This is a genomic window from Caldanaerobacter subterraneus (assembly GCF_004345675.1).
GTDB lineage: Bacteria > Bacillota > Thermoanaerobacteria > Thermoanaerobacterales > Thermoanaerobacteraceae > Thermoanaerobacter > Thermoanaerobacter subterraneus.
Genome location: NZ_SLWU01000003.1, coordinates 118,263 through 140,963, shown reverse-complemented (window position 1 = coordinate 140,963; position 22,701 = coordinate 118,263). Strand labels below are relative to the sequence as shown.

At 36.6% G+C, this 22,701-nt stretch carries 32 protein-coding genes; all 32 read left to right on the top strand.

Annotated features, from left to right (window positions below):
* Positions 1–209: 209 nt before the first annotated feature.
* The 32 genes from EV203_RS02275 to EV203_RS02120 all read left to right on the top strand — a co-directional run bounded on the left by EV203_RS02275 (position 210) and on the right by EV203_RS02120 (position 22,525).
* On the top strand, positions 210–644 hold the full coding sequence (locus EV203_RS02275) for a prepilin peptidase (RefSeq protein WP_132039024.1): 435 nt from the start codon (positions 210–212) through the stop codon (positions 642–644).
* 29 nt (positions 645–673) lie between these two features.
* Positions 674–922, top strand: a complete 249-nt coding sequence (locus EV203_RS02270; protein WP_132039023.1) for a SpoVG family protein — start codon at positions 674–676, stop codon at positions 920–922.
* A gap of 425 nt (positions 923–1,347) precedes the next feature.
* On the top strand, positions 1,348–2,181 hold the full coding sequence (locus tag EV203_RS02265; RefSeq protein ID WP_132039022.1) for a hypothetical protein: 834 nt from the start codon (positions 1,348–1,350) through the stop codon (positions 2,179–2,181).
* A gap of 61 nt (positions 2,182–2,242) precedes the next feature.
* Positions 2,243–2,431 (top strand): hypothetical protein, encoded by a 189-nt coding sequence (locus EV203_RS02260; RefSeq protein ID WP_132039021.1) that lies wholly within the window; start codon positions 2,243–2,245, stop codon positions 2,429–2,431.
* Positions 2,432–2,541: 110 nt separating this feature from the next.
* On the top strand, positions 2,542–2,892 hold the full coding sequence (locus tag EV203_RS14265) for a zinc ribbon domain-containing protein (protein ID WP_424945269.1): 351 nt from the start codon (positions 2,542–2,544) through the stop codon (positions 2,890–2,892).
* Positions 2,893–2,943: 51 nt separating this feature from the next.
* On the top strand, positions 2,944–3,615 hold the full coding sequence (locus EV203_RS02250; RefSeq protein ID WP_132039020.1) for a hypothetical protein: 672 nt from the start codon (positions 2,944–2,946) through the stop codon (positions 3,613–3,615).
* A gap of 45 nt (positions 3,616–3,660) precedes the next feature.
* Positions 3,661–4,242 carry an HD-GYP domain-containing protein gene (locus EV203_RS02245; protein WP_207910856.1) on the top strand — a complete coding sequence of 194 codons (582 nt, stop codon included), beginning with the start codon at positions 3,661–3,663 and terminating at the stop codon, positions 4,240–4,242.
* 39 nt (positions 4,243–4,281) lie between these two features.
* Positions 4,282–5,052: a helix-turn-helix domain-containing protein gene (locus tag EV203_RS02240; RefSeq protein WP_132039019.1), complete on the top strand. Its 771-nt coding sequence runs from the start codon at positions 4,282–4,284 to the stop codon at positions 5,050–5,052.
* An 81-nt stretch (positions 5,053–5,133) separates the two neighbouring features.
* Positions 5,134–5,595 carry a single-stranded DNA-binding protein gene (locus EV203_RS02235; protein WP_165911573.1) on the top strand — a complete coding sequence of 154 codons (462 nt, stop codon included), beginning with the start codon at positions 5,134–5,136 and terminating at the stop codon, positions 5,593–5,595.
* A 27-nt stretch (positions 5,596–5,622) separates the two neighbouring features.
* Positions 5,623–6,633, top strand: a complete 1,011-nt coding sequence (locus tag EV203_RS02230; protein ID WP_132039017.1) for a ParM/StbA family protein — start codon at positions 5,623–5,625, stop codon at positions 6,631–6,633.
* A gap of 315 nt (positions 6,634–6,948) precedes the next feature.
* A complete protein-coding gene (locus tag EV203_RS02225) occupies positions 6,949–7,248 on the top strand; it encodes a hypothetical protein (protein ID WP_207910854.1) in 300 nt (99 codons plus the stop codon).
* Between the two features lie 90 nt (positions 7,249–7,338).
* Positions 7,339–7,563, top strand: coding sequence for a hypothetical protein (locus tag EV203_RS02220; protein ID WP_132039015.1), 225 nt, complete (start codon positions 7,339–7,341; stop codon positions 7,561–7,563).
* The gene (locus EV203_RS02215) at positions 7,541–8,089 is read left to right on the top strand and encodes a hypothetical protein (protein WP_132039014.1); all 549 of its coding nucleotides are present in this window, start codon (positions 7,541–7,543) and stop codon (positions 8,087–8,089) included. The genes EV203_RS02220 and EV203_RS02215 overlap by 23 nt, the downstream gene beginning before the upstream one ends.
* A 99-nt stretch (positions 8,090–8,188) precedes the next feature.
* Complete coding sequence (locus EV203_RS02210) at positions 8,189–8,485, top strand: hypothetical protein (protein ID WP_132039013.1); 297 nt, start codon at positions 8,189–8,191, stop codon at positions 8,483–8,485.
* Between the two features lie 121 nt (positions 8,486–8,606).
* Complete coding sequence (locus EV203_RS02205; protein WP_132039012.1) at positions 8,607–8,861, top strand: hypothetical protein; 255 nt, start codon at positions 8,607–8,609, stop codon at positions 8,859–8,861.
* A 5-nt stretch (positions 8,862–8,866) separates the two neighbouring features.
* Positions 8,867–9,256: a helix-turn-helix domain-containing protein gene (locus EV203_RS02200; protein ID WP_132039011.1), complete on the top strand. Its 390-nt coding sequence runs from the start codon at positions 8,867–8,869 to the stop codon at positions 9,254–9,256.
* Position 9,257: 1 nt separating this feature from the next.
* On the top strand, positions 9,258–9,443 hold the full coding sequence (locus EV203_RS02195) for a PspC domain-containing protein (RefSeq protein ID WP_132039010.1): 186 nt from the start codon (positions 9,258–9,260) through the stop codon (positions 9,441–9,443).
* A 95-nt stretch (positions 9,444–9,538) separates the two neighbouring features.
* Positions 9,539–10,489 carry a hypothetical protein gene (locus EV203_RS02190; protein ID WP_132039009.1) on the top strand — a complete coding sequence of 317 codons (951 nt, stop codon included), beginning with the start codon at positions 9,539–9,541 and terminating at the stop codon, positions 10,487–10,489.
* A gap of 21 nt (positions 10,490–10,510) precedes the next feature.
* Complete coding sequence (locus EV203_RS02185; protein WP_243700554.1) at positions 10,511–12,622, top strand: VirD4-like conjugal transfer protein, CD1115 family; 2,112 nt, start codon at positions 10,511–10,513, stop codon at positions 12,620–12,622.
* 22 nt (positions 12,623–12,644) lie between these two features.
* Complete coding sequence (locus EV203_RS02180) at positions 12,645–13,838, top strand: ParB/RepB/Spo0J family partition protein (RefSeq protein ID WP_243700556.1); 1,194 nt, start codon at positions 12,645–12,647, stop codon at positions 13,836–13,838.
* A gap of 36 nt (positions 13,839–13,874) precedes the next feature.
* Positions 13,875–14,648: a S1 RNA-binding domain-containing protein gene (locus EV203_RS02175; protein ID WP_132039007.1), complete on the top strand. Its 774-nt coding sequence runs from the start codon at positions 13,875–13,877 to the stop codon at positions 14,646–14,648.
* 887 nt (positions 14,649–15,535) lie between these two features.
* Entirely contained in the window at positions 15,536–15,775 is a 240-nt protein-coding gene (locus EV203_RS02170; protein WP_081427420.1) for a DUF2281 domain-containing protein, read from the top strand.
* Positions 15,768–16,178: a putative toxin-antitoxin system toxin component, PIN family gene (locus EV203_RS02165; protein WP_132039006.1), complete on the top strand. Its 411-nt coding sequence runs from the start codon at positions 15,768–15,770 to the stop codon at positions 16,176–16,178. Before EV203_RS02170 ends, EV203_RS02165 begins: the two co-directional genes overlap by 8 nt.
* A gap of 366 nt (positions 16,179–16,544) precedes the next feature.
* Positions 16,545–16,823, top strand: coding sequence for a hypothetical protein (locus EV203_RS02160; protein ID WP_132039005.1), 279 nt, complete (start codon positions 16,545–16,547; stop codon positions 16,821–16,823).
* 15 nt (positions 16,824–16,838) lie between these two features.
* Positions 16,839–17,852: a recombination directionality factor gene (locus tag EV203_RS02155; protein ID WP_132039004.1), complete on the top strand. Its 1,014-nt coding sequence runs from the start codon at positions 16,839–16,841 to the stop codon at positions 17,850–17,852.
* A 54-nt stretch (positions 17,853–17,906) separates the two neighbouring features.
* On the top strand, positions 17,907–18,371 hold the full coding sequence (locus EV203_RS02150; protein WP_132039003.1) for a hypothetical protein: 465 nt from the start codon (positions 17,907–17,909) through the stop codon (positions 18,369–18,371).
* A 60-nt stretch (positions 18,372–18,431) separates the two neighbouring features.
* On the top strand, positions 18,432–18,731 hold the full coding sequence (locus EV203_RS02145) for a coiled-coil domain-containing protein (protein ID WP_132039002.1): 300 nt from the start codon (positions 18,432–18,434) through the stop codon (positions 18,729–18,731).
* A gap of 174 nt (positions 18,732–18,905) precedes the next feature.
* On the top strand, positions 18,906–20,549 hold the full coding sequence (locus EV203_RS02140) for an AAA family ATPase (protein ID WP_132039001.1): 1,644 nt from the start codon (positions 18,906–18,908) through the stop codon (positions 20,547–20,549).
* Between the two features lie 195 nt (positions 20,550–20,744).
* Positions 20,745–20,954 carry a hypothetical protein gene (locus tag EV203_RS02135; RefSeq protein ID WP_132039000.1) on the top strand — a complete coding sequence of 70 codons (210 nt, stop codon included), beginning with the start codon at positions 20,745–20,747 and terminating at the stop codon, positions 20,952–20,954.
* Positions 20,947–21,153: a hypothetical protein gene (locus EV203_RS02130; RefSeq protein WP_132038999.1), complete on the top strand. Its 207-nt coding sequence runs from the start codon at positions 20,947–20,949 to the stop codon at positions 21,151–21,153. The genes EV203_RS02135 and EV203_RS02130 overlap by 8 nt, the downstream gene beginning before the upstream one ends.
* Positions 21,154–21,222: 69 nt before the next feature.
* Positions 21,223–22,089, top strand: a complete 867-nt coding sequence (locus EV203_RS02125) for an ArdC family protein (protein ID WP_132038998.1) — start codon at positions 21,223–21,225, stop codon at positions 22,087–22,089.
* A complete protein-coding gene (locus tag EV203_RS02120; RefSeq protein ID WP_132038997.1) occupies positions 22,040–22,525 on the top strand; it encodes a hypothetical protein in 486 nt (161 codons plus the stop codon). The genes EV203_RS02125 and EV203_RS02120 overlap by 50 nt, the downstream gene beginning before the upstream one ends.
* The last annotated feature ends 176 nt before the right edge of the window (positions 22,526–22,701 follow it).

Here is a 22,701-nt window from a genome sequence, read left to right as displayed (position 1 = left end):
CATGGGAGGGTAAACCCCATGAGATAAGTGGAGCTATCCCGCCATAATATGGAAATAGGATATGAGGTTTATTAAGCTTACCCATTTAATGGTTATATAAGTAAGAAATGTTAATATAAGCCATGAGATGCTCTTGTTGTGATGAGAAAATTAAAGAAAAACTAAGATATTAAGAGAAAATAAAAGATAATAGAGGGAGAGTGATTCTGATGCCCGTTTGGTGGAACCTGCCAGTAGTTTTACTAACAGGATATGCTGCATGGACAGACTATCAGAGGCAGGAAATAGACAACTGGATCCCTGTAGTGGTATTTGTATACGGGATAATTTTAAATGTTTTTGTCTTTCCATTAAAGTTTAAGGAAAGTTTTGTGTATATGCTAGCTGTGTTTGCAATTCTTTTTACAATATATACTGTAACAAATGGAGGGCTGGGGGGAGGTGATGTTAAGCTACTAACTGCGCTGGCATTTTTTTATGGCAATATTTCTATTGCAGTGCTATTGATAGCAGGAATAACAGCTTTTGTACATGCTTTTATCAAAGGAATAAAGGACAAAACTTATTTTAGCACCCAAATAATATTTGGGCCAAGTATTTTTCTGGCTGTAGTTTTAACCTCTATTTTCCCGCTGCAAATTTAAAAAATAATACAGAAAGGGGTATTTTGTTAATGAAAATCACAAAAACCGTTTTTAAAAAGTATGAAAATGGCAAATTAAAAGGCTTTGCAAGGGTAGTGTTTGATGACTCATTTGCGATAGTAACACGTGTGATAGAAGGCAGGAACGGGTTAATTGTAGCCCTGCCAGACCACGTCAATAAAGAAGGAAAGCGTTCGCTTGTGGCTTTCCCTTTAAACCGGGAATTGAAGCAGGAAATAGTAAGAAGTGTATTAAAAGCGTACAAAGAGGCGGAGTAACCGCCTCTTTTTTGTACCTTCTATTCAGAGAATTACCTTTTAAAGGGTTAAAAACAAAAAATCACCTGAATCTAGGTGATTTTGAAACAGATAAAGTCCCCTAACTTGTGCAGTTAGGGGACTTTATAAACCCATATAGCAATTTAAAACTTACTACAATGACAACGACACAATAAAAGCAAACAAAATTTTAACCCATATAGTTTTTGAAAACTTAAAGGAATGCCCACCGTGTTAACCCATGTAGTGGTGGAAAACTAGGCTTAGATAAACTATCGTAATAATGGGGCTGTGACCAGCCACAAAATTACGATAGTGTATTTAAGCCTACGTTTATTTTATATCATAAAAATAATATTCTATCAAGAGGTATTTGCAGAATATCTTTTTAAATTAAAACAATTTATAAAAAGAAGGGGTTTTCTATGAAGGTTATCGATCTTATCAAAGTGAATAAGTTAGAGGAACTTGTTAAATCGGCGCTAGCAGAGTGGAGCGACAAAACCTTTGTTCCTCTATTTTTTGTAATCAACAGCAACGGGCAACTCAAGGAAGAGTATAGAAATTTTTATAATATGCTACAAAAACTTGAACCTGACAAGGACATAAAAGGCAGAATAATTATTGACCCGCTGCTAGGGGACATAACCTCAACTCAAAACTCCAAAAATGAACGTCTGGAATTTTTAAGCTGGGAAGAGGTACTGGCATTGGAAGTAGATCTTAAGGATTTCGATAACTGGTATCTGCTGTATTTTATTGATGAACTGCTGTACCTTGTCACAATGCATGGCAGAGCCTTTGATGTAGAAACGAAGCGCAGAATTGAGTATGAAGAAAAAATAAAACAAAGCCTTGTTCCAAAAATAACGTCTGCTAAAGAAAAATTTCTATATTTTTTAAAAGATGTGCTGGATTTTTCTACAAGTCCTGAAGGTGTTTTGCTGTTAACACCCCTGATGCTTGTTCTGTTAATGACAATAACAGCTTATAAAAAACTTTTTGCATTTTTGTTTGCATTTCTAATTGGAACAGATCCACATTCACTTTTAATTAAAACTGCTGTTATGATAGCATTTTTTGTGTTTTTCATGGTTTTAAGAGTTTTTTATGTTAAGCTGGACAGCTATCTTGATGGAGAGTTTAAAAGAAAATTCAGACAGAACATAGAGCAGTACCTGAAAGAGCATCCGGAAGCATCTTCCTTTTTGAATACAGAACGGATAGAGAGTTTTGATTATGTTTTAAAACTGAAGTGAAAAAGAGGCGGTCGCCTCTTTTGATTATGCAAATCAATATAAAAAGAAAGGAGAATAAAGTATGTCTGAAGTTGTTTTCCAAAAAATACTGAATGTTTTAGACAGAGAAATTAAGTGGGCATTTGAAACAAGAGCACAGGCAGAGTCGCAGTCAGCTATTAATTATTGGTCTGGCTATTATTCCGGGCTTCAGAGGGCACTGGAACTTCTTCTTAAAGCAAGACATCTACAGACTTTTAACAGGGGTTAGATATTTTTTGATTAAAACGCAGGAAAGGTGTTTCCCCATAGAAAGAGAAGTAATGGTAGGTTTGTTAATGACAGGTCTAGTACCTTTGATTTGTTTACCAGGATGACGGAATTAACTCATGGAAAGAAGGCAAATTTTCAAAATCAGTACATTATTCAGCTGTAGGGGAAATAAAACGAAGACTGAGCAACAGTCTTCGTACCCCTACAATAGCATTAGATCGTTATTTGCCTACTACCAAAACGTGCAGCAGTTGTGGTAATATAGAAGACCTTTCTTTGTCAGATAGAATCTATAAGTGCTCTAGATGCGGTTTAGAAATTGATAGAGATTTAAACGCAACAATTAATATGTTAAAAATGGTAGGGCTGGGCCGGCCCGAAGTTAAGCCTGTGAAGAAGGAAACCGCTGCCAGAATATTAGGGAGCAATCCCTATATTCTGGTAAGTTTCCTTCAGTGAAGCAGGAAGCCCATCCCCTTTAGGGGATTGGGAGAGTGTCACTCAGAACTGATGGATGACAACCCAGGTGAATCTTTTGCTTCCAAACAAAGGTTAATAAGCTGGATAAACGACAATACTTCAAGAGGAAAAGTCAGAGAAGGGATACTAACAAGGTACAAAATAAAACATCCCGATCACTTTGAAAATGGTATATGGCAGGCAAGATACTTCAGCTACTTTGTTTATTACGCAAAAGAACTGCTAACGGATGAAACATTTGTAAAGAAAAAAGAAATTGCAGAAAAGTTTCAAAACTCTTTTAAAAATGAGCAGTGGTACTGGCAGGCAGTAGCAGTGTTGGGAGCAAAACTGCTGGAGTACCTTTATGACATGAACGCACTTCAAACGGATATAGCAAAAACCTATGTGAGGCAGATAAAACTTTCAAGGCAGCTTTTAAAAAGCATTGGCAGGATAACAGGAAGAGTTGCAAAAAACTATGGAGAGAATTATGGCTATAGCAACGCAGAAGAGGTTAAAGAAGCAATCCTTGCAATAAAACAAAGCATAGAGGAAACTTTCAAGCAGCAGATGAAAATGTCCTATGAGATTTTTAAATCGCAAAAAGAATACCAGATTTATCTGGTTTACAGAAGGGAAATAAAAAATGAGATTTCTCAAATCTATTCTGAGGGATTACAGCTCAACAATCCTCCTCACCTGGCATTAACCGGAAAATAAACTGTTGCTATTATCAGGGGCAGGACAGTTCCTGCCTCTTTTTTTATGGAATCCACAAAAGAAAGGATGATTTCTTTGAAGCATCTTATCGCAGCAGCAAGCACAACAAATATTCAGGAAGAACTAAAACAGCATCAAATGCGTGTATCAAAGATATGTGAAAAGATAGCCCGTGTTCTGAAAATGCATTATGACAGCATGGTGGAACTGCTAATGGCAGCTCAGTTACACGACATAGGGAAACTCTGGATTCCCCAGCAAATTCTTGATAAACCTGAAAAGCTTGATGAAAAAGAAATGAAGATTATTAAAAGACATGTATTTTACGGGTACGAGTATGTCAAAAGCAAAAAAATGAACAGCAGCATTGCTGAAGCAGTCCTTTATCATCATGAACGTTTTGACGGAAAAGGCTATATAGGTTTAAAAAGCAAAGAAATTCCTCTATTTTCACGTATTATAGCAGTAGCTGATGCTTTTGATGCAATGACAAATGACAGGCCGTACAGAAAAGCTTTAAGCCTTGAAGAAGCTGTAGAGGAAATAAAAAAGAATTCCGGAACACAGTTTGATCCAGAAATTGCAGATACTTTCATAAAATTAGGGGTATACAAAATCAACAAATGAGTATATAATCTTTATAGAAAGAGAAAGAAGGTGCAAAAGATGACTCGTCCAACCAGATGCCCGAAATGCGAAGGAGAGCTTATAACTGTATACAAAACTTTTGAAGTAGACGGACACAGAGCTGAAAACGTACCTGTACTTACATGCCCCAGATGCAACATATTTCTTGTAGATACCCAGCTTTTTATAGACATAACAGAAAGGGCAGAAGATTTCAAAGGCAAGGATCAGCTTTTGGAAGAGTTGAGAGAAATAAAAAAAGATGAAGAAATAAGGGATATACTAAAACAGTACAGGTTTCAGAACCACATAAAAGAAGTCTTAAATGAAAAAGGCATATCTTTAAGACGGCTGGCAAATATGCTGGACGTATCAGCAAACTACATTCACATACTCACAAGAAATCAGTCAACAAGCATAAGAACGGCCTTGAAAATGGCCTATGCGCTGGGGGTGGATGTAAATAAGCTTTACACCCTTGAAAAAATTGGCACAGAACACAAAGAACCTAAGAAAACAGTTTACGTTAGAGTTACCAGAGAGGAAAGGGAACAGGATGAAAAAATAAAAGAAGAGCTGAAGAAAATGGACGTGAAGTTATATGTAGATGATGTGCTCAAAAAGAAGGGCTTAAAAAGAGCACAGCTGGCTGCAAGGCTTGACATGAGCCCTCAGGAAATGTACAACATAGTAAAAACAAGAAAAGGGAGCACAGGAATAGAAATTGCTTTAAAAATGGCCTATGCAGCTGGTGTGGACGTAAATGAGCTTTTTAAGCTGGAGAAAGCAGAAAAAGAGGCAGGAGAATAAATCCTGCCTCTTTTAATTTTATTTATTGACAGTAAAAATAAATAAATGTATAATCTTAAGTGAAGAAAGGAGATGTATAAAATGAGCCTTAACAAAGTCATGCTGGTAGGAAGGACAACAAAAGACTTAAAAAAACTTATAACTCCTTCCGGACATCCTGTCGTCCATTTTTCACTTGCAGTAGACAGAAACTACATCAATAAGGAAGGTAATCGTGAAACGGACTTTATACCAATTGTGGCATGGAACAGACTTGCAGAAATACTGGAGCAGTATGCAGTAAAAGGCACACTAATTGCAGTTGTAGGAAGATTACAGACAAGAAAATATACAGATAGCAAAGGGAAAAATGTGCGTATACTGGAAGTTGTTGCAGAACAAATTTTTTTACTCGCAAGGCCTAGAAATGGAAAACAAGAAGAACCTGTATCAGAACCGGAAATTGTAGAAGAAAAAGCTGAACCTGTAGAAGAAACTAACTTTGTTGACGAAGACTTTGAAGAAATCACAATAGAAGATCTGGAAAATCTTTTCAGTGTTTAAAATTTTCATTTAAGGAGGGTTTTACACATGAATATAGGGCTTGATTTGGGCTTCGGTTACGTAAAAGGAGTAAACAGCCAGAATAAAAGAATACTTTTTCCTTCAATTGTATCAATAGGCTTCGACAGACCCTTAGCAGGCATATTCAACACAAACGATATAATAGAAAATCTGCACATTAGAATAGTTGACAAAACAGGCGAAAATTCCTACTACGTAGGCAATCTTGCAAGAAGAGAAGGCTTTTCTGATTCTTTCACATTAGACATAGATAAATACACTCAGCCGGAAGCAAAGGCACTGCTGTCAACAGCGGTTATGCTCCTGACGCTGGATAGTGAACCAGAGGAGCCTATTAACCTTGTAACAGGACTTCCTTTAAAGCAGTTTCAGGCACACAAAAAAGCTTTTGAAGAAGAGCTAGAAAATTACAAAGCATTAATATCACTGCCGGAGCACAAATTAATGAAAACAATAGAATTTGAAAAGGTTACTGTTTTCCCTCAGGCAGCAGGCGCAGCCTACTATGCTTTGCTTGAAGATTTAGACAGATACCTCTATACAGACTCTTATATAGTCTTAATTGACATAGGCTTCAAAACAACAGATTACATTGTTTTCCTAATAGAAGATAGACCTCATTTCCTTCCTGATTTATCAGGAACTATTGATACAGGAATTTCCAAAATATTTACTGCGATAGAACAAATATACCTTGCTAAAACAGGAGCAACTATTGATACGGCAGGGCTTATGACAATCTTCAAAAAGGAAAGTATTTATTTTAAGGGAAAGTACGTTGATTTTACAGAAGAATTAACTGCACTAAAGAAAGAGCTCGCAAGATTGATAGAAAAGAGAATATATGCAACCTTGAAAGAAGTCTTTGATAGAGTGAGCACTGTGTTTATTGCAGGTGGCGGTGGCAGTGATTTATATCCTTACCTGAAAAATATTCATGCAGATGTAGTGCTTGTCAAGGATGCTCAGTTTGCAAATGCACTGGGCTTTTTAAAGATAGCTGAAATAAACAAATAAAAGAAATTAATGTTTAAAAAGTGTTAACACTTCTGAGTCTATTAACAGCAGTTGTTATAGGTTACAAAAATAAAAATTTGTTAACAGAGCTGATAACATGCTTAAAGCATTGTGTAATACGCATTAGATGGAACAAAAAAAGAAAATTGTTAACAAAGTTTTTGTGCCTTCTGATTGTTTGTTAACACTTTTATAATTTTAACTTCTAAAATCCTTAATATTACTGGCTAAAGTGTCGTTATCAAAAATGTTAACATTCTTATGTTTTGGGCTTTGAACGGCTCGTTATTACTAGTAAAGGTGGTGTTAACAAAATTGCAGTATGGATTTAGGACAAGAGCTGAAGATACGGAGCTGGATAAAGTTCTTTCTTCCTTAAAAGGGAAAGAACGAACTAACTTTATCAGAGAGGCCCTATACTTCTATATAAGAAACAAGAGTGTGATAGAACAAATTTCAAAAGACATTGCAGAAATAAAAGAAATGATAAAAAATCAGTCCATAAATACAAATCTAAACTCAAGCTCTGTTCTACAGAAGGCTGATAATAATGGGAAAAAGAAAACCAATGAAGAAATCCTGAGAGGACTGGTGAATGACTTTCTCAACATGTGAACATTCATCAGTCTTTTTTTTATTGAGTATTGCAAGTTTTAATAGAACAAAGTCAGTACATTGTGCGAAATAAAAGAGAGGTGTAATACGATGGTAAAAAGGAAGGAGCAGAAAAGAAGGCTGAACGTTCGTGTAGACGTTGATTCACCTATCTGGAACGAAAGGAACATGAGCGAAACTACAAGAAAAGCACTGGATTTTTATTACACGTTTTGGGACAGGACTGTTTTTGCTTTAAACAAAATAGAACTTTTGTTAGATAAAATTGAAAAGATGGAAAGGAGTGGTTTCTATGGAGAAAAAAATGATAGGTAAAGTAGAAGTCGAAGCAAAACATCTTTTAAATGCGTACAGTGCTGTTGAAAAAGCAAGAATGGAACTTTACTGGGCATTGAATTATCAAATTAAAGCAGGAGGAGAACCCAACAACATTCTTCCTCCAGATAATGTAAAAGTTGAAATTCTGGACAGCGGAGAAATCGTAAAATTAACTGTGATGAATTACCCGGCTAGATTTAAAACAATTAAAGATAAGGAAAAAGAAAGATGGATTAATAATGTGATGTTTGCTTTAAAGAAAATAAAAGATAAAGTTTCTTTTGATCGTGTTTTTGTTTTTATTAAATTTTATTTTCCTGCTCAGCACATAGATATAGATAATCGTGATATAAAGCCTATAATAGATGGAATAAAATATGCCGGGATAATTGCAGATGACAGTTACAAATATGTTTCTTACGGATTCAGTGCCCGATTTAGCAGTAAACCCAAAACAGAAATTTTTATTATCAAATATGAAAATTTTCCAGAAAAATTATACGAAATTTTAAATGAAGACTAGTTTTTAGCCTGTCTTTTTTTATGTCCAAAACAGCCTTAAAAATACGGCAATAAACGTATCTAAAAAGGGCATTTTAAAGACAGGTAGATAAAAAGACAGGTGTTCTATCTACTGCCAGTCATTAAAAATACTGTATTTTTTTATAAACAGAAAAGGCAGAAAATAATCAATGGAAGCTTTTTAATAGGGGTTTTCATCAAACCTGCTGGGGGTTCGATTATTTTAATACAACGGCTTAAGAAAATTAGGCAATTGTTTACTGGAAATAAGAACAGCAGTCAGGCAACTGACTGCCTGCTGATAAGCAGGCGGGCAGTTGCCGGAGTTTGGAGCAGTAAAAGAACAGCACTAAATAGAAAGAACTACACTAACAGGACAGACCGGCACAAACGATAAGGCTCTGCAGGTTTAAGGCAGTAGGAGAGAGTTACTAAGTAAGGAGTACTTTTACAGCGCTGCAATTGAAATGAGCAGGGAAGCCATATAAAGGTTTTAGACAGAGGAAGGAAGATACAAAGTGAAAAAGATTTTATTGACACAGCAAAGAAACACAAACAGGAGGGCACAGCAGGTTTTCAGGCAGTGGCAGAAAGTTTTCACCGAAGGAGGAAGTACAAGAACACAGCACATGAACATTCAGCAAAGTACAGTAAAAGAAAGGCAGGCTTTTCAAAGGCCTTATAAGGCTTTGATTGAACTTGTGGCTTTTCTGCCTTCTTTTTTTGGACGTGCTGGAAGTGTATTTATACCAGTTCATAAAACTTTGAGGTGATGTTTATGAAGGAAGAAATATACAGGGAAATAGGCAGACGGTTGAGGGAATTACGCAGACAGAAAGGTTTTACTCAAAGGCAGGTAGCAAAATATCTGGGGATCAATCAAAGGCAGCTTGCATGGTATGAAAAGGGCAGAGGAACAATCAGTACATACATCTTAGAACGACTGGCCAGGCTATATGGTTGTGATTATAAGTACTTGCTGGGTAACAATGAAAGTTCAAAAAGGCAGATTACAGCAAGCTTTAGCACGTGTAAAATCTCTGATGAAGATTTAGAAGTTATTGCATTTGCCAATCAATTTGTCATGAATTTAGATACAATGTACAGCATGGATGAAAAGCTTAAAAACAGGCCAGAATTTAACAAAATTACAGAAAGGAGAAGTTAAAATGGAGAAAAGACTTGTTCGTTCAAGGAAGAACAGAATGATAGGAGGTGTTTGCGTAAGGATAGCAGAGCACCTGGGAACAGACCCCACAGTAGTTAGGCTTATCTGGGCAGTCACCACACTTTTTTGGGGTACTGGAATTATTTTATATCTGCTTGCATGGGCAGTGATCCCTGAAGAAAAATAAAATTCAATAGGTGAGATACAGTTAAAGAAATCCTGCTACAAGACTTTGTTAAAATTTTAACGAAAATTATTTAAAACCGGAAAGGAGAGTGCCAGATGCCTGTAAATGTAGAGTTAACAGAACGTGATAAAAAGCTTTTAGAAATGCTGTCAGAACTGAGCATGATAAAAGTAGAGAATCTTTCTTACATCTACGAAACAAAAGCATACTACTTAAAAAGAATAGCCCTTTTAAGAAAAGCCCACTACGTAAGGAGGCTGAAAGGGTACGTAATGCTGGGCTCAAAAGGGATAGAGTACGTAAGGAGCATAGGCTTAAAGAGGAAAGGGATTCCTACAGCACACGGACAGAAAGAACGTGTACAGAGAATAAGCGACCTTTACTTTGACTTTTTAAGAACGGACTGGCGCTTTGTGGATAGTCGTAAAATAAAAGAGCAGAAGCCTTCAATATACAGAAGCAGCATTTTTTTAGGCTTTTTGATAGGACGTACAGAGTACGCAGTGTACAGCATAGGGAAAGAGCCCAGCAGAGAAAAGATAGACGCTGTAAAAAGCGAACAGGAGAAGCTGCACAAGTTAGGCATATACAGGAGCATAGTGTTTTATGAAAGTCCAGAAGCAAGGAAGAGATACGGCGTAGAAGGACTGGGATTAAAGGAGCAGCTGTTGCTACCCTATCCGTACGGAGTGGAGCTTTTAAAAGAGCATGGAAAAAGAGACTTAATAAAAGAAGCTGCAATAAAGGTTTATGTAAGCAACTTAAAAGAACCGAACTGGAAAGAAGCAGACTTCAGTGTAGGAGATAAAGAGGTTGTGGTATTAATTCTGAACGACATAGAAAAAATAGCAAAGATAAGGAATTACTTAATACTTGCCCAGTACCGGTACACAAAAACAACAGAAATAGAAATACTATGCTTAGAAGAACAGGAAGAAATGTTTAAAGAAATGTTTCCTGAGTGTAGTATAAAATCGCTGAAAGCAGAAGAAGTGCTGTACTGTAGGCAAATTTTCAGAAAGTTCATACAATATCGCAAAAAATAAAGACTTAAAGGAGCTGATAAAATGAACTTTAAAGGTTTTTCTTTTCCCGGTGAAGAACCACAAAGCACAACAGCAAAAATTCTGTTAGGTTTAACAATATTCCTGCTGTATATTTTTCTCACATCATGGCTTTTTGTACCTGCAATCAAAACGTTCCAGCTTCTCTCACAGCTAAACCCTCAGCACAACTCAAAAATAGACTTTACTCCCATAAAGCAGATGTATGCAAACCCACTGCTAAGTTTAAAAGAATTCACAAACCCTGCAACATTAAAGGCTTATCTTATCTTCCTGCTAATCTCCATACCGGCAATAGCAGTGTTAGTAATACTCGCCAGAGCAACAGATTACAGAACACAGGGAGTAAAATACCTGAGAGAAGACGGAACACACGGAACAGCAAACTGGATGACAGTGCAGGAAGCGAAAAAAATACTGGGTATAGGTACAAACAAAGGCTTAATACTGGGCAGGATAGGCAGCAGGGTAGTTACACTTCCCCCTGACAGCTTTTTAAACAGAAACGTTGCAATATTTGGTTCACCAGGTTCAATGAAATCAAGGGCGTATATAAGGACAAACATACTGCAGCTGGCAAAAGAGGGACAGAGCATGGTAATAACAGACCCCAAAGGGGAAATATTCAGGGACATGGCAGAGTTTCTAAAAAACAGAGGATATACTGTAAAAGTATTCAACCTTGTAAACATGAAGCACTCTGACAGATGGAACCCAATTGAAACCATACAGGACGACATAGACGCACAGCTCTTTGTAGAAGTAATCATAAGCAACACAAAAGTAGCGACAACAAAATCGGGCGATCCCTTCTGGGACAGGGCAGAGCAGAACCTGTTAAAAGCACTTGCCTTATACGTAGCAATGGAATATCCGGAGCATGAAAGAAACCTTGCAAGCGTATACTCACTTCTGGCAAGTGCAGAGCCAAGGGCAGTGGACTCCGTCTTTAAAACTTTACCTAACAGCCACCCGGCAAAAATGCCTTATAACATCTATGCGCAGGCAAACGAAACAGTCAGAACAGGCATCATAATAGGCTTGGGAACAAGGCTTCAGGTGTTCCAGAACAAACTGGTGCAGAAAATTACAGAAACAAGCGACATAGACTTAGAACTTCCGGGTAAAGAAAAATGCGCATACTTCTGCATATCAAGCGACACAGACTCAACATTTGACTTTTTAGCGGGCCTGTTTTTCTCATTCCTGTTCATAAAGCTCACAAGATATGCAGACATGAACGGAGGAACACTGAACCCGAACGTATACTTCCTGCTGGACGAATTTCCAAACATAGGCGCTATACCGGACTTCACCAAAAAGATAAGCACAATGCGCTCAAGAGGCATACACTCAAGTGTAGTGTTCCAGAACATATCGCAGCTTAAAAATAGATACCCAAACGATGCATGGCAGGAGATAATAGGCAACTGCGACACAAGGCTTTTCCTGGGCTGCACAGACGTTGCAACAGCACAGTTTGTATCAGATTTACTTGGGCAGGCAACAGTTGAAGCAAGGACACATAGAAAACATGCAGGTTTAGAAGGCCTTTTTGACTTTGGGGACATATCACTGAGCACTCAAAAAAGGCCTCTTCTCACTCCAGACGAAATATTAAGGCTTGACCACAGGAACGCAATAGTAATATTAAGAGGACAAAAACCTTTGCTTGTAGAAAAAATGGACTACACAAAGCATCCACTCTCAAGAGAAATTAAGCCTGTACCAATTACTGAATATATACCTGAATGGGCAAAAGAAGAAACAAGAGAACCTGAACCCAAACCTGTAGATGAACTTAAAAATGAGCTTAAAAAAGAACACAAAAATGAATCTGCAAACAAGCCCATAAATGAGTCTGCGGAAGCGGTTGAAAGTAACAGTAAACCTGCCGGCAGTACAAAAGACAGAGAAGAACCTTCTGAAAGCATTCCTGCGGAAGAGAAAGTATTTTTTATTTCAAACGCTTTCAGCACAGCAGAAAACGGGCAAATCAAAATAAGTGAAACAGATAAAATAGATGGCCCGTCAGATACTCCAGAAGAACCTGCTGTTAGAACAGACAAAAAAGAAAAATCAAAAAGAAAAAAGAATAAAAAACAATTCTGGTGAAAGGAGGTTTTAAACTTTGAAAATGATAAATGTCAGTCTCTTAAAAGAACATCCAAGAAATAAAGAATTCTTTGATGACATACAGGGACAGGCATGGCAGGATTTTTTAGAAAGCATAAAAACAAGCGGAATAATAACCCCTCTAATTGTAACCAGAAATGAAGACGAGACCTATACAGTAATATCAGGCTCACAAAGGCTAAGAGCTGCAAAAGAGCTGGGAATCGAAGAAGTGCCGTGTGAAGTAAGAACGTACAAAGACAGAGACGGGATAACAAAAGAAGACTGGATATTGAAAGACTTGATAGAAACAAACTTGAGGCAGAGGGGTAAGGGCAATCTGAATGATTTAAAACTTGCAAGGTGTCTCGTAGAACTTATGAGAATATACGGTATCAGAAGAGGTGGGGATAGGAAAAGTGAATTGGTAAATTCTTCATATCAAACGGACAAAATGTCCGATTCGACTGTAGAATTTTCTCAATCATACCTAGCCGAATTAATAGGTATTTCTGAAAGGCAGTTAAGACGTATTACCAGGCTAAATAATTTAATCCCCGAAATACAGCAGCTGATAGATGAAGGAAAGCTTTCAACAACAGAAGGTGTGCAGCTTGCAGCACTTGACGAAGAGGTGCAAAGAAAGCTCTATTACGCTTTAGGTGAAGACATAAACAAAATGACAGCACAGCAGATAAGAAAAATCAAAGAAGAATCAGAAGAAAGCATAAAAGAGCTTGTGGATGAAATAAACACCCTGCGCAAAGAACTTCAATCCAGAGAGTATACGCTGAAGCTGAAAGAAGAAGAAATTTCAAAGAAAGAAAGCTTAATAAAGCAGTACGAAGCAGCAATAAAGTTCAACGACGAAAAAATAAAAAGACTGGAAAATGGAGTAATAAAGACAGTAGAAGTAATTCCTGAGGATGTAAAAAGAGAGCTAGAGAGGCTAAAAAAAGAACAGGCAGAAGCTGAAGAGAAACTAATCCTGTTGCAGCAAGAACTTGAAATAACAAAAAAAGAATATGAAGAGCTGAAACTGCAGGCCACATCTGACGAAAAAGCAAGAAAAATAATAGACGAAGTCAGCAGGCTGAATGACAGAATATCCACCTTCAAAGAAATCACATCCTGCAGCAGTGAAGTAAAAGAGCAGTTCAAAAATTCCCTTTTAAGCCTTAAAAAGAGCCTGGAAAATGCACTGGGCTCTTTTTAAAATAAAAAAAAACTAAAATGAAAGGAGAAGGTAAAAATGACAGAAGCATGGCAGGACATTTATGCCTCAAGGCAGTCAAACAAAATTCTAACAGGTACCTTAAGCGCAATAGAAAGCCAGGAAGATAAAAACTTTGCAGTCATATTCTACGACGGAGTAAAAGTAATAATACCTTTTGAAGAAATGGGAATCGAAAACATAAACAAAACAATTGTACGCTCAATGATAGGCGCTGAAATAGACTTTGTAGTACGTGGAATAGACACAGAAAAAGAAATAGCAATTGCCTCAAGAAAATTTGCAATGAACTTAAGGAAAAAATACGAACTTCCTAAGCATGAAGTAGGAGACGTAATTCTTGCCCGCATCGTTGCAATAGGCAAAAACCATGCTGTTGCAGAAGTATATGGTATAGAAACGAAAGTACCAAAAGAAGAGATAGGATACGGCTATATAGACAGAATAAACGACCTTCTGCAGGTTGGAGACAGAGTACCGGCCAAAATAACAAAACTGGACATAGAAAACAGCGTAGTAGAAATCTCAATAAAGCAGACAAAGCCAAATCCATTTGAGCAGGTAGATACAAAATACAAAAAAGGAGGAGAATATTTAGGCACTGTAACAGGCTCACAGCCCTATGGATACTTCGTCAACCTTGAACCCGGAATAGATGTATTATGTCCCAATCCTTACTGGAAGACAAAGATAGAAAAAGGCGATAAAGTTACAGTGCGCATAACAAAGATAGACCACAAGAAGCAGAGGATAACAGGCGTCTTAAAGAGGCTTGTCAGGAAAGCGCAGTAGAGGGGCAGGAAGGCTTATCCTGCCCCTATTATTCAGCTGTTTGTAGTAAAAACGTTTACTAATGTTATAATATAGAAAAACAAACCGGGGGTAGTGAAAATGAAAGCAAAAAGTTCACAAACAAAAAAGCTTAAGATTGTCAGAGGACAGCATTTCTGAACTTGTTAAGGAAATAAGAAGCAAAAATTAAAAAAGGGGTTTACTTTTCAAAAAAGCAAGATATACTATATATTGAACAAGCAGCATCCTCAGCATAAAATATAGTATCAAAAATTGACAAACAAATTTAAATATGTTAAAATTTTTAATAAAACATATACTTTTTTAATTCAAGGGACGATGAACTTATGCACAAAGGTTGAGAGCCCCTGGTGGAAATCGCTCACTGCAAGGCCGATTTCAGTCTTGCATAGTTAGACGCCGAAACAATGGTGTGCATAAGGGAGTTAGCCAATTAAGAATTAAAAAGTATTCCCCGAAGCATTAGCAGAGGGGATAGAGGGTGTGGGGTTACACCCGGTTAGGCTGAATGTAGCCTAACAAAGAATAGTGTTTAATAAAATTTTGAATAGTTTTTAATACTTTAAACACTATTCGTAACCTTTTTCTCTCATACGAGAGACCGTACCCCTTCCGTTTTTGCGGATAAAGAAGAGGTTGCTGAAGGAAGCTGCCGGCATGGCGCTCAAGGCCGTAAAAAGCAGCGCCAAAAATTACAAAACACCTGCAGCGATTTTTGGCTATAAAAAATGATATTAAAAAGCACAAAAAATGTGAATAAAAGATTTGTCAATATTTTTGAAAGTATGTATACATCTTTTTATATTTCCGTAACAATGTTATAATTAAAAGAAAAGAAGGAATAATAAAAATTGGTGGTGATAGAAATGTCAAAAGCGCTTAATGACAGGCTGGATGATATTATATATGAAAAAGTAAAAATGATGCCAAAAGATGAACAAAAAGAAGTCCTGGATTTTGTAGAATATTTGATACAAAAAAGGCTAAAGATTGTAAAAGATATGTTTGAAATAACAAAAGAAACTAAGCGGGTATTAGAATCACACGGCTACTCAGAAGATAATATTTCTGAACTTGTAAAAGAAATAAGGGAGACTAATGATTAGGGCTGTAATTGATACAAATGTATTTGTATCAATTTTGTTTGGCAGTCCTATCATGAAAGAACTTCTTGAGTACTGTGCAATGCATAAATTTACATGGGTTATATCCGAAGATATATATTCTGAATATAAAAGAGTTATAGAGTATAAAAAGTTCAATTTCCGCAAAGAAATTAAGCAAAAACTGTTTTATTTTATCGAAGAACTTGCAGAATTTGTTCATGTTTCAAGTAATGTAACAGTATCAAGAGACAAGGATGATAATAAATTCATTAATTGTGCAATAGATGGAAATTGTAATTTTATAGTATCTGGTGACAAAGATTTGTTAGAAATCAAAGAATACGGTGGAATACGTATTGTAACAGTAAAAGAATTTTTGGAAATTATTAAAAATAAAAATTAAAAAACAATTAAAATGTGGAATTAAGGTATATTCAAAGCTTTTAAAAAGCCTTTGAATATACCTTTTTTATTTTTACAAAGCAGAACAAACGGAACAAAAATACAGGCAGACAGAAGAATCCTGAGCAGGAGCTTTCCCCTCCTGCTTTTTGTACATAGGGTTTCATCTCAGCGTAAAACACCTCTCCTGCGGTATCAGTACCCCTTCCGGTTGCGGTGCAGGAGAGAGTGAAGAAGGGGTTGCTGGGAGAAACTCACGGCACAATGCCCTCTGCCGTAAAAAGAGGCATTTAAAAAGTCTGAAACGTACAGAGCCTTTCTCTGTACGTTTTTTAATATAAAAAAAACAAAAAAAGGAGGAATTTGAATGGCATCAAAAAGAAATATCGAAAAGGCTAAAAAAGCTATCAGGGAGTATTTGCTTCAGAACAGGGACACAAGGTATTTCATGCTTTTCACTCTCTCATCAGTTGCTGACAGTGCAGTAGGGGAAGAGTTATTTCCGTCCCTATATGACTATGAAGACCTTGTCCCTGGCCGTGTAATGTGGATAGATGCTGAAAAACTTGACGAAAAAACATTTGCCAAATATCTTGGCGGTCGCTTTTTGGCAGTAGAGAATCCTTATTATTCTAAAAAATTTTAAAAAGGAGGAATTTGTATGCCTATTAAAGGATTAACAGAAAAAAGAAGTCTTGCCCGGATTGGGAAAATCCATCTGGGTATAAAGCAGAAAGGGAAAGGAGGGAGCCTTTATCCTGCAGCAACAGATTATTTTGTGGTTTATGAAGATGGAAATACGTCTCCAGAAATCGTGGCAAAGTTTAAAGCTCTTTATGGAGAAAAGCCCAAGGAAATTGACATCATCTTCCCGGTAAACGACCCGGAAGTATTTTTCCCGCAGTGGCTCAAAAGATACGGGAATAATAGACTTCTCTGCAAAGGAGACGGAGAAACAGCGCTCGAAACAAATCCACAGACAGGGGAAATAAAGCAGATTGAATGCAAATATAGAAACTGCCCGTATTACCAGAAAGGCCAGTGCAGAGAAGTAGGAAACCTGTTGTTTTACGTACAGGGAATACCGGAGGGAGTTTTTCAGATTGATACTAGTTCTATAAACAGCATCAAAAAAATAAACACAGCTATAGATATAATAAAGTCTGCAAATGGAGGGAAAATAGCCGGAATACCTCTTAAGCTGGCACTAGTCCCCATGAAAGTGCTGGCAGACGGCAAATACAACAAAACAGTCTACATCCTGCACCTCTACCAGCCAAATGCAGTAGTAAATCCGCCAGCAACAGAAGAGGAAAGGGACATAGAAGACATAATAAATGAAGCAATGGACGAAGTAGAAAACGAAGATTTTACATTTCCTCCAGAAGAAGCAATAGATGAAGTACCGGAAGATCTCTTCCCTGAGGAAGTGCAGAATGACAGCAGCAAATACGGGCCTCTGACAGTTGTAGCAGTTAAGGGTTTCTACAGTAAAAATGGTGGAACTTTTTATGTAGCCTCTCTAAAAGACATAAAAGGCAACCAGTATACAATGGTTGTCCCTGAAGAATTTAAAGAACTTAAAGACACAACAATAAAAAATTATACTTTAGAAGAAACGAATCTGGGAAACAAACTGTTAGAAAAAATAACAAATTACGAAATAGCAATGTAGAAAAAGAGGGGTAGTTCCCCTCTTTTAAATCAAAAAAAATGGAGGGGTAAGTTTATGCATGGGACAATTTTTCAATTAGAGGAGAAACCTTTAAGATTTGAAGAAGATTTTGCGTGTGAAGAAGACTTTTATGAAGGTTTTGTAGGAATAATTGCAGATTATGTAAGCGAAGACGTTGATAGAGAAGAAGAAATAAACTATTTTGTAACATATTTAGGAAAATACGGCATAACATACAATTCAGAAGAGCAGTCAATTATTTTTCCAAAAGGTTTTAAAGAGGAATACTTCAGCGCAAGGTTTTTTAATTTAAAAAAATTTGTGGAGGAACTCATAATTGAAGAATTTTCGACAGACAGCACAAAGGTGTGGATTTTGAAAAACCTAATCAATGAAAAATATGGGATATATATCTACAGCAGGCAATCCTCATGGATAACCTTTGACGAATTTGTACGCTACAATCTGAAGGAAGGGCAAGAGTATTACATTGGCACTGTATTAGATTATCATTTCTAAAAAAAAGATAAAGCACCTGTTAAAGACGAACCAGTAGAAAAGGACGAAAGAGGTGAGAATATGAAAAGCCTCGAAGAAAGAGTTACATATTTAGAAGGTTCACTGGAGCATATAACAAGTCGAATTGCGAACATAGAAAGCGATATTAAGGAAATAAAAGCAGAAATAAAGGAACTCGATAAAAAGGTAGATACAAAAATAGATGCAATTAATAATAGAATAGATGAACTTAACAAAAAAGTAGACAGCAAGATAGATGAACTTAACAGAAAAATAGATGGCAAAATAGATGAACTTAACAGAAAAATAGATGGCAAAATAGAAAAACTTGATAGTAAAGTAGAGAAAATATTATATTGATTTAAACAGTTCAAACAAATGGTTCATAGCAACGACAGCCACAGCAGTAATTGGCATCATAAGCATTCTAATAGCCATTATCAAAACAGGTTTATAAAAAATAAAAAGAAGGAAGCACGTCTCTTAACAGGGACGTGCTTTTAATTTTCAGAAAAATAAAGGAGGAGTTAGAAAATGGTAATAAAATCAATGGTTTTAAAAAACTTTAAAAACCATAAAAACTTATCAATAACTTTCGATAATAAACGGACCATAATCTATGGAGACAATGGTGCTGGCAAGACTTCTATTGGAGAAGCAATAGCATGGTGTCTAACAGGAGCAAACCTGTTTGGCACAGAAAACATAACAAATAAGCTGATAACTATAGGGAAAGGAGAAATGGCAGTAACCTTAGTTATAGAAAAGGATGGAAAAGAATACGAAATAACCCGTTCGAAAAAGAAGAACGAAATGGAAATAACCATAAACGGCGCTAAGTCTACACAAATTGACCTGTACACTCAATTTATACAGGACAAAGACGTATTTTTCACCATATTCAACCCTCTATATTTTACAAACCTTGCTCCAAGAGATGCCAAGGCTATCCTCTATAAGGTTTTGCCAGAGGTGTCTAATGAAGAAGTCTTTAAAGCACTTCCACCAGAAATAGCAGAAACCTTAAAGAAAAACGGATTTAACAATGCAAATACGTTCATCGAAAAACAAAGAGAAATTCTAAAAGACTGGGAAGAAGGACTGCTGAAGTTAGAAGGGAATATAGAAGTTTACAGACAAATCATTGAGGCAAAAATACCGGAAATAAAAACCTTCAATGAAACAAAGTTGAAAGAACTTGAGACGCAGCTTTTAGAACTTCAGAAAAATCAAAACGTAGAAATAGAAAAAGAGCTTGCTATTTTAAAAGAACAGTACAAAAATCCGCCAATAGAGAAACCGCAGTTGAAAGATGTAAGTGTTTTACAAAAAGCCAGAGAAGACCTTGTACAGGAATACAAACGAATTCAGCAGCAAATTAAAAACCTCAAGCCACAGTACATTACCTGCACCAATTGTGGACATAAAATAGACGTTACCGCAAAAGAAAAACAGCTTTTATTAGCAAAGCTCCAGGAAATAAAAGAAAAAGGCACAAAAATTGCTGCTGAGCTAAAAGCTGCAATTGAAGAGAACGAAAAAATAAAGAAGGAATTTGAAGAAAAAGTAAATAAATACAGGAAAGTACTTGAAACAAAAATTAAAAGACTAGAGAATACACTAAATACAAATGCAAACAAAGAACAAACACAGCAAATAATGCAGCAGATAGAAAGACTCAGATTTGAGGAAAGAGAAGTAATAAGCCACAACGAAAGTGTTAAAGCACTGCTCAGGCAAAAAGAAGAAGCAAAAAGAAAGCTCAAGGAGGTAGAAGACGATATAAAACTAGCCGAACAAAAAATAAACGAAGTAAAAACCTTGATAGAATACGCAAAAGCATTCAATGCCAAAAAGCTGGAACTCGAAGCAGCAGAGATAAACAAATACCTGAACAAAGTCTCACTACAGCTCTGGAAAGTCGTTCAGAGTACAGGAGAAATTAAAGATGATTTTAAAATCTTATATGACGGAAAAGAATTTAATATACTCTCCTACTCTGAACGAATTAAAGCAGGCCTTGAAATTGCAAACCTTATAATGGGTCTAACAAATATGAGATTTCCCATTTTTATTGATAATGCTGAAAGCATAACAGCATACACTGCACCGGACACACAGATAATCGAAACAAGAGTCAAAGAAGGTACCAAAAAACTTGAGGTTGCAAATGCTTAGAAGGAGAAGGCACTCTGCCTTCTCCTTCTGTACATAGAGCCCAGCCTAACATAAAAGTGTAACAATCGTTCCCTCTCCACTATGCGTTAAGGGAGGGTTGTTGGGCAGGCTCGGCGACATGGCGTCCTCTGTCGTTAAAGTCGGCGCCAAAAAATACGTACACATTTGTGTACAGTAAAAGAAAGGAGAGTTTTTATGAGTTACGAAAATTTCCCAGTAGAAAGGATGAGAAAGGACAGAAAGTTTCCAGTAAGAGACTTAAGAAAGGACGAAATAGACAAACTAAAACAAAAACAAAAAGAATTTCTTGATGAACTTCTTGAGGAAGAGGCAGAAGTTTTAACACTGTTTATTGACAGATACAAAAACTACAAAAACAAGGAAGGAGGGAAAGAAAATGGATAAAAGAATAATAGATATTGTACATGACATTCACTTATCCAGCAGCGAAAAATGGGAAAAGGTTATAGAAATGTTTAAAAACCAGGAGCACATAAACGTACCACTCATAGAGTTTCTGGGGAAAAGATTCGAAGTGCCAGAAGATGAAATAGTTGATACTTCTGCACGAAAATCAAGCAAACAAAAACAATGGAGATTTTGAGGACGAAGTTTTCTGGGACTTTATTGATGAAACTTTAAGAAATTACAAAAAGGCAAAGGAGGGGTAAAAATGTCTAAAGTACATGATATTGTGCTGGAGAGAATATTCCAGCAGATGGAGAGAGGAGAAATACCCTGGAAAAAGGGGTGGGCAGACACCCCACCCATAAATTATATAACCAGGAAACCTTACACAGGAATAAATGTGCTGCTGCTGTCAAAAGGTGGCGAATATTTAACCTTCCAACAAATACAACAACTTGGAGGCAGAATAAAAAAAGGGGCAAAGGCCGAAATAGTAGTATTCTTCAAACCTTATACCAAAATAATAGAGGAAGTAGATCCGGAAACAGGCGAAATTGTAGAGAAAGAAAAGGAATCCCTTGTGTTAAAATATTATCACGTATTTCACCTAAGCGATACAGAAGGGATTCCTTCTAAATTAAAAAAGAAAGAACATAATCCACTGCAGGAAGCCGAAAAAATCATAGCAGGATACAAAGATGCTCCCAAAATAACCCATGATAACCCAAATGAAGCATACTACAACGCAGTAAAAGATCTAATCAACATACCAGACAAAGGTCTTTTTTATGACATACACGAGTACTACTCTACGCTGTTTCATGAGATTATCCATTCTACCGGTCATCCAAAGCGACTGAACAGGTTCAAAGAAAATGAAAAAAGTGCCTTTGCTGCGGATTCATATTCGCTGGAAGAACTGGTTGCAGAGATAGGAGCAGCAATGCTCTGCCAGCACGCAGGAATTGTAGAAAAAACAATAAAGAACAGCACAGCATATATTCAGTCGTGGTTAAAGCATCTTCAAAACAATAAAATGATGATTTTCACCGCTGCAGGCAGAGCTCAAAAAGCAGTGGATTATGTTTTGGGGATTAAATCAGAAGAAGAGAATCCAGAAGAGCAGGCTTAGCCCCTGCTCTTCTGTAAAATTTAAAGAGAAAGGGGAAATAATGATGAACAAGTTAATATTTAAGAAAGGATATACCAGGACTGTCTGGGGTGGAGAAGCCCCGGCATATTATGTTATGGACCAAAATGTAGCAATAGCAGTAGTATACAGCTGGGAAGCTTTTTATCCCAAAAAATATCGAAACGTTTTCCTCAAAATGTTTAATAAGAAAGGAGATTTAAATTACATTGTCTTTTTAACAAGGTTTGGAAAATGTTTTGAAGCTTCCGCTCTAAAAGAAGTAAGAAATTGGTTTAATGAAAACTGGGATAGCGAAAATTTTAAGTTTAAAAATGAAGAAGAACTGGAAAGCAAGCTTTTAGTTTTTCCTGGAATACCAGAAGTTAAGTTAAAAAACAAAAATTCCATTATTTTAAAAAATAAACTAAACGTGTAAATTTAGAGCAGGAGCATTCCTGCTTCTTTTGTACATAGAGCTTTATCCTGACGTAAAAGAACTCCTGCTGGTACCGTACCTCTCCCACTATGCGGAGCAGGAAGAAAAGTAAAGGAGAGGTTGTCAGGAAAGGCTCACGGCACTGTACCCTCTGCCGTAAAAAGCGGTACAAAAAA

Bases quoted from the DNA above. Each gene is read 5' to 3' on its own strand.
- EV203_RS02275 (WP_132039024.1), top strand. From the start codon at position 210: ATGCCCGTTTGGTGGAACCTGCCAGTAGTTTTACTAACAGGATATGCT.
- EV203_RS02270 (WP_132039023.1), top strand. From the start codon at position 674: ATGAAAATCACAAAAACCGTTTTTAAAAAGTATGAAAATGGCAAATTA.
- EV203_RS02265 (WP_132039022.1), top strand. From the start codon at position 1,348: ATGAAGGTTATCGATCTTATCAAAGTGAATAAGTTAGAGGAACTTGTT.
- EV203_RS02260 (WP_132039021.1), top strand. From the start codon at position 2,243: ATGTCTGAAGTTGTTTTCCAAAAAATACTGAATGTTTTAGACAGAGAA.
- EV203_RS02250 (WP_132039020.1), top strand. From the start codon at position 2,944: ATGGATGACAACCCAGGTGAATCTTTTGCTTCCAAACAAAGGTTAATA.
- EV203_RS02245 (WP_207910856.1), top strand. From the start codon at position 3,661: ATGGAATCCACAAAAGAAAGGATGATTTCTTTGAAGCATCTTATCGCA.
- EV203_RS02240 (WP_132039019.1), top strand. From the start codon at position 4,282: ATGACTCGTCCAACCAGATGCCCGAAATGCGAAGGAGAGCTTATAACT.
- EV203_RS02235 (WP_165911573.1), top strand. From the start codon at position 5,134: ATGAGCCTTAACAAAGTCATGCTGGTAGGAAGGACAACAAAAGACTTA.
- EV203_RS02230 (WP_132039017.1), top strand. From the start codon at position 5,623: ATGAATATAGGGCTTGATTTGGGCTTCGGTTACGTAAAAGGAGTAAAC.
- EV203_RS02220 (WP_132039015.1), top strand. From the start codon at position 7,339: ATGGTAAAAAGGAAGGAGCAGAAAAGAAGGCTGAACGTTCGTGTAGAC.
- EV203_RS02215 (WP_132039014.1), top strand. From the start codon at position 7,541: ATGGAGAAAAAAATGATAGGTAAAGTAGAAGTCGAAGCAAAACATCTT.
- EV203_RS02200 (WP_132039011.1), top strand. From the start codon at position 8,867: ATGAAGGAAGAAATATACAGGGAAATAGGCAGACGGTTGAGGGAATTA.
- EV203_RS02195 (WP_132039010.1), top strand. From the start codon at position 9,258: ATGGAGAAAAGACTTGTTCGTTCAAGGAAGAACAGAATGATAGGAGGT.
- EV203_RS02190 (WP_132039009.1), top strand. From the start codon at position 9,539: ATGCCTGTAAATGTAGAGTTAACAGAACGTGATAAAAAGCTTTTAGAA.
- EV203_RS02185 (WP_243700554.1), top strand. From the start codon at position 10,511: ATGAACTTTAAAGGTTTTTCTTTTCCCGGTGAAGAACCACAAAGCACA.
- EV203_RS02180 (WP_243700556.1), top strand. From the start codon at position 12,645: ATGATAAATGTCAGTCTCTTAAAAGAACATCCAAGAAATAAAGAATTC.
- EV203_RS02175 (WP_132039007.1), top strand. From the start codon at position 13,875: ATGACAGAAGCATGGCAGGACATTTATGCCTCAAGGCAGTCAAACAAA.
- EV203_RS02170 (WP_081427420.1), top strand. From the start codon at position 15,536: ATGTCAAAAGCGCTTAATGACAGGCTGGATGATATTATATATGAAAAA.
- EV203_RS02165 (WP_132039006.1), top strand. From the start codon at position 15,768: ATGATTAGGGCTGTAATTGATACAAATGTATTTGTATCAATTTTGTTT.
- EV203_RS02160 (WP_132039005.1), top strand. From the start codon at position 16,545: ATGGCATCAAAAAGAAATATCGAAAAGGCTAAAAAAGCTATCAGGGAG.
- EV203_RS02155 (WP_132039004.1), top strand. From the start codon at position 16,839: ATGCCTATTAAAGGATTAACAGAAAAAAGAAGTCTTGCCCGGATTGGG.
- EV203_RS02150 (WP_132039003.1), top strand. From the start codon at position 17,907: ATGCATGGGACAATTTTTCAATTAGAGGAGAAACCTTTAAGATTTGAA.
- EV203_RS02145 (WP_132039002.1), top strand. From the start codon at position 18,432: ATGAAAAGCCTCGAAGAAAGAGTTACATATTTAGAAGGTTCACTGGAG.
- EV203_RS02140 (WP_132039001.1), top strand. From the start codon at position 18,906: ATGGTAATAAAATCAATGGTTTTAAAAAACTTTAAAAACCATAAAAAC.
- EV203_RS02135 (WP_132039000.1), top strand. From the start codon at position 20,745: ATGAGTTACGAAAATTTCCCAGTAGAAAGGATGAGAAAGGACAGAAAG.
- EV203_RS02130 (WP_132038999.1), top strand. From the start codon at position 20,947: ATGGATAAAAGAATAATAGATATTGTACATGACATTCACTTATCCAGC.
- EV203_RS02125 (WP_132038998.1), top strand. From the start codon at position 21,223: ATGTCTAAAGTACATGATATTGTGCTGGAGAGAATATTCCAGCAGATG.
- EV203_RS02120 (WP_132038997.1), top strand. From the start codon at position 22,040: ATGTTTTGGGGATTAAATCAGAAGAAGAGAATCCAGAAGAGCAGGCTT.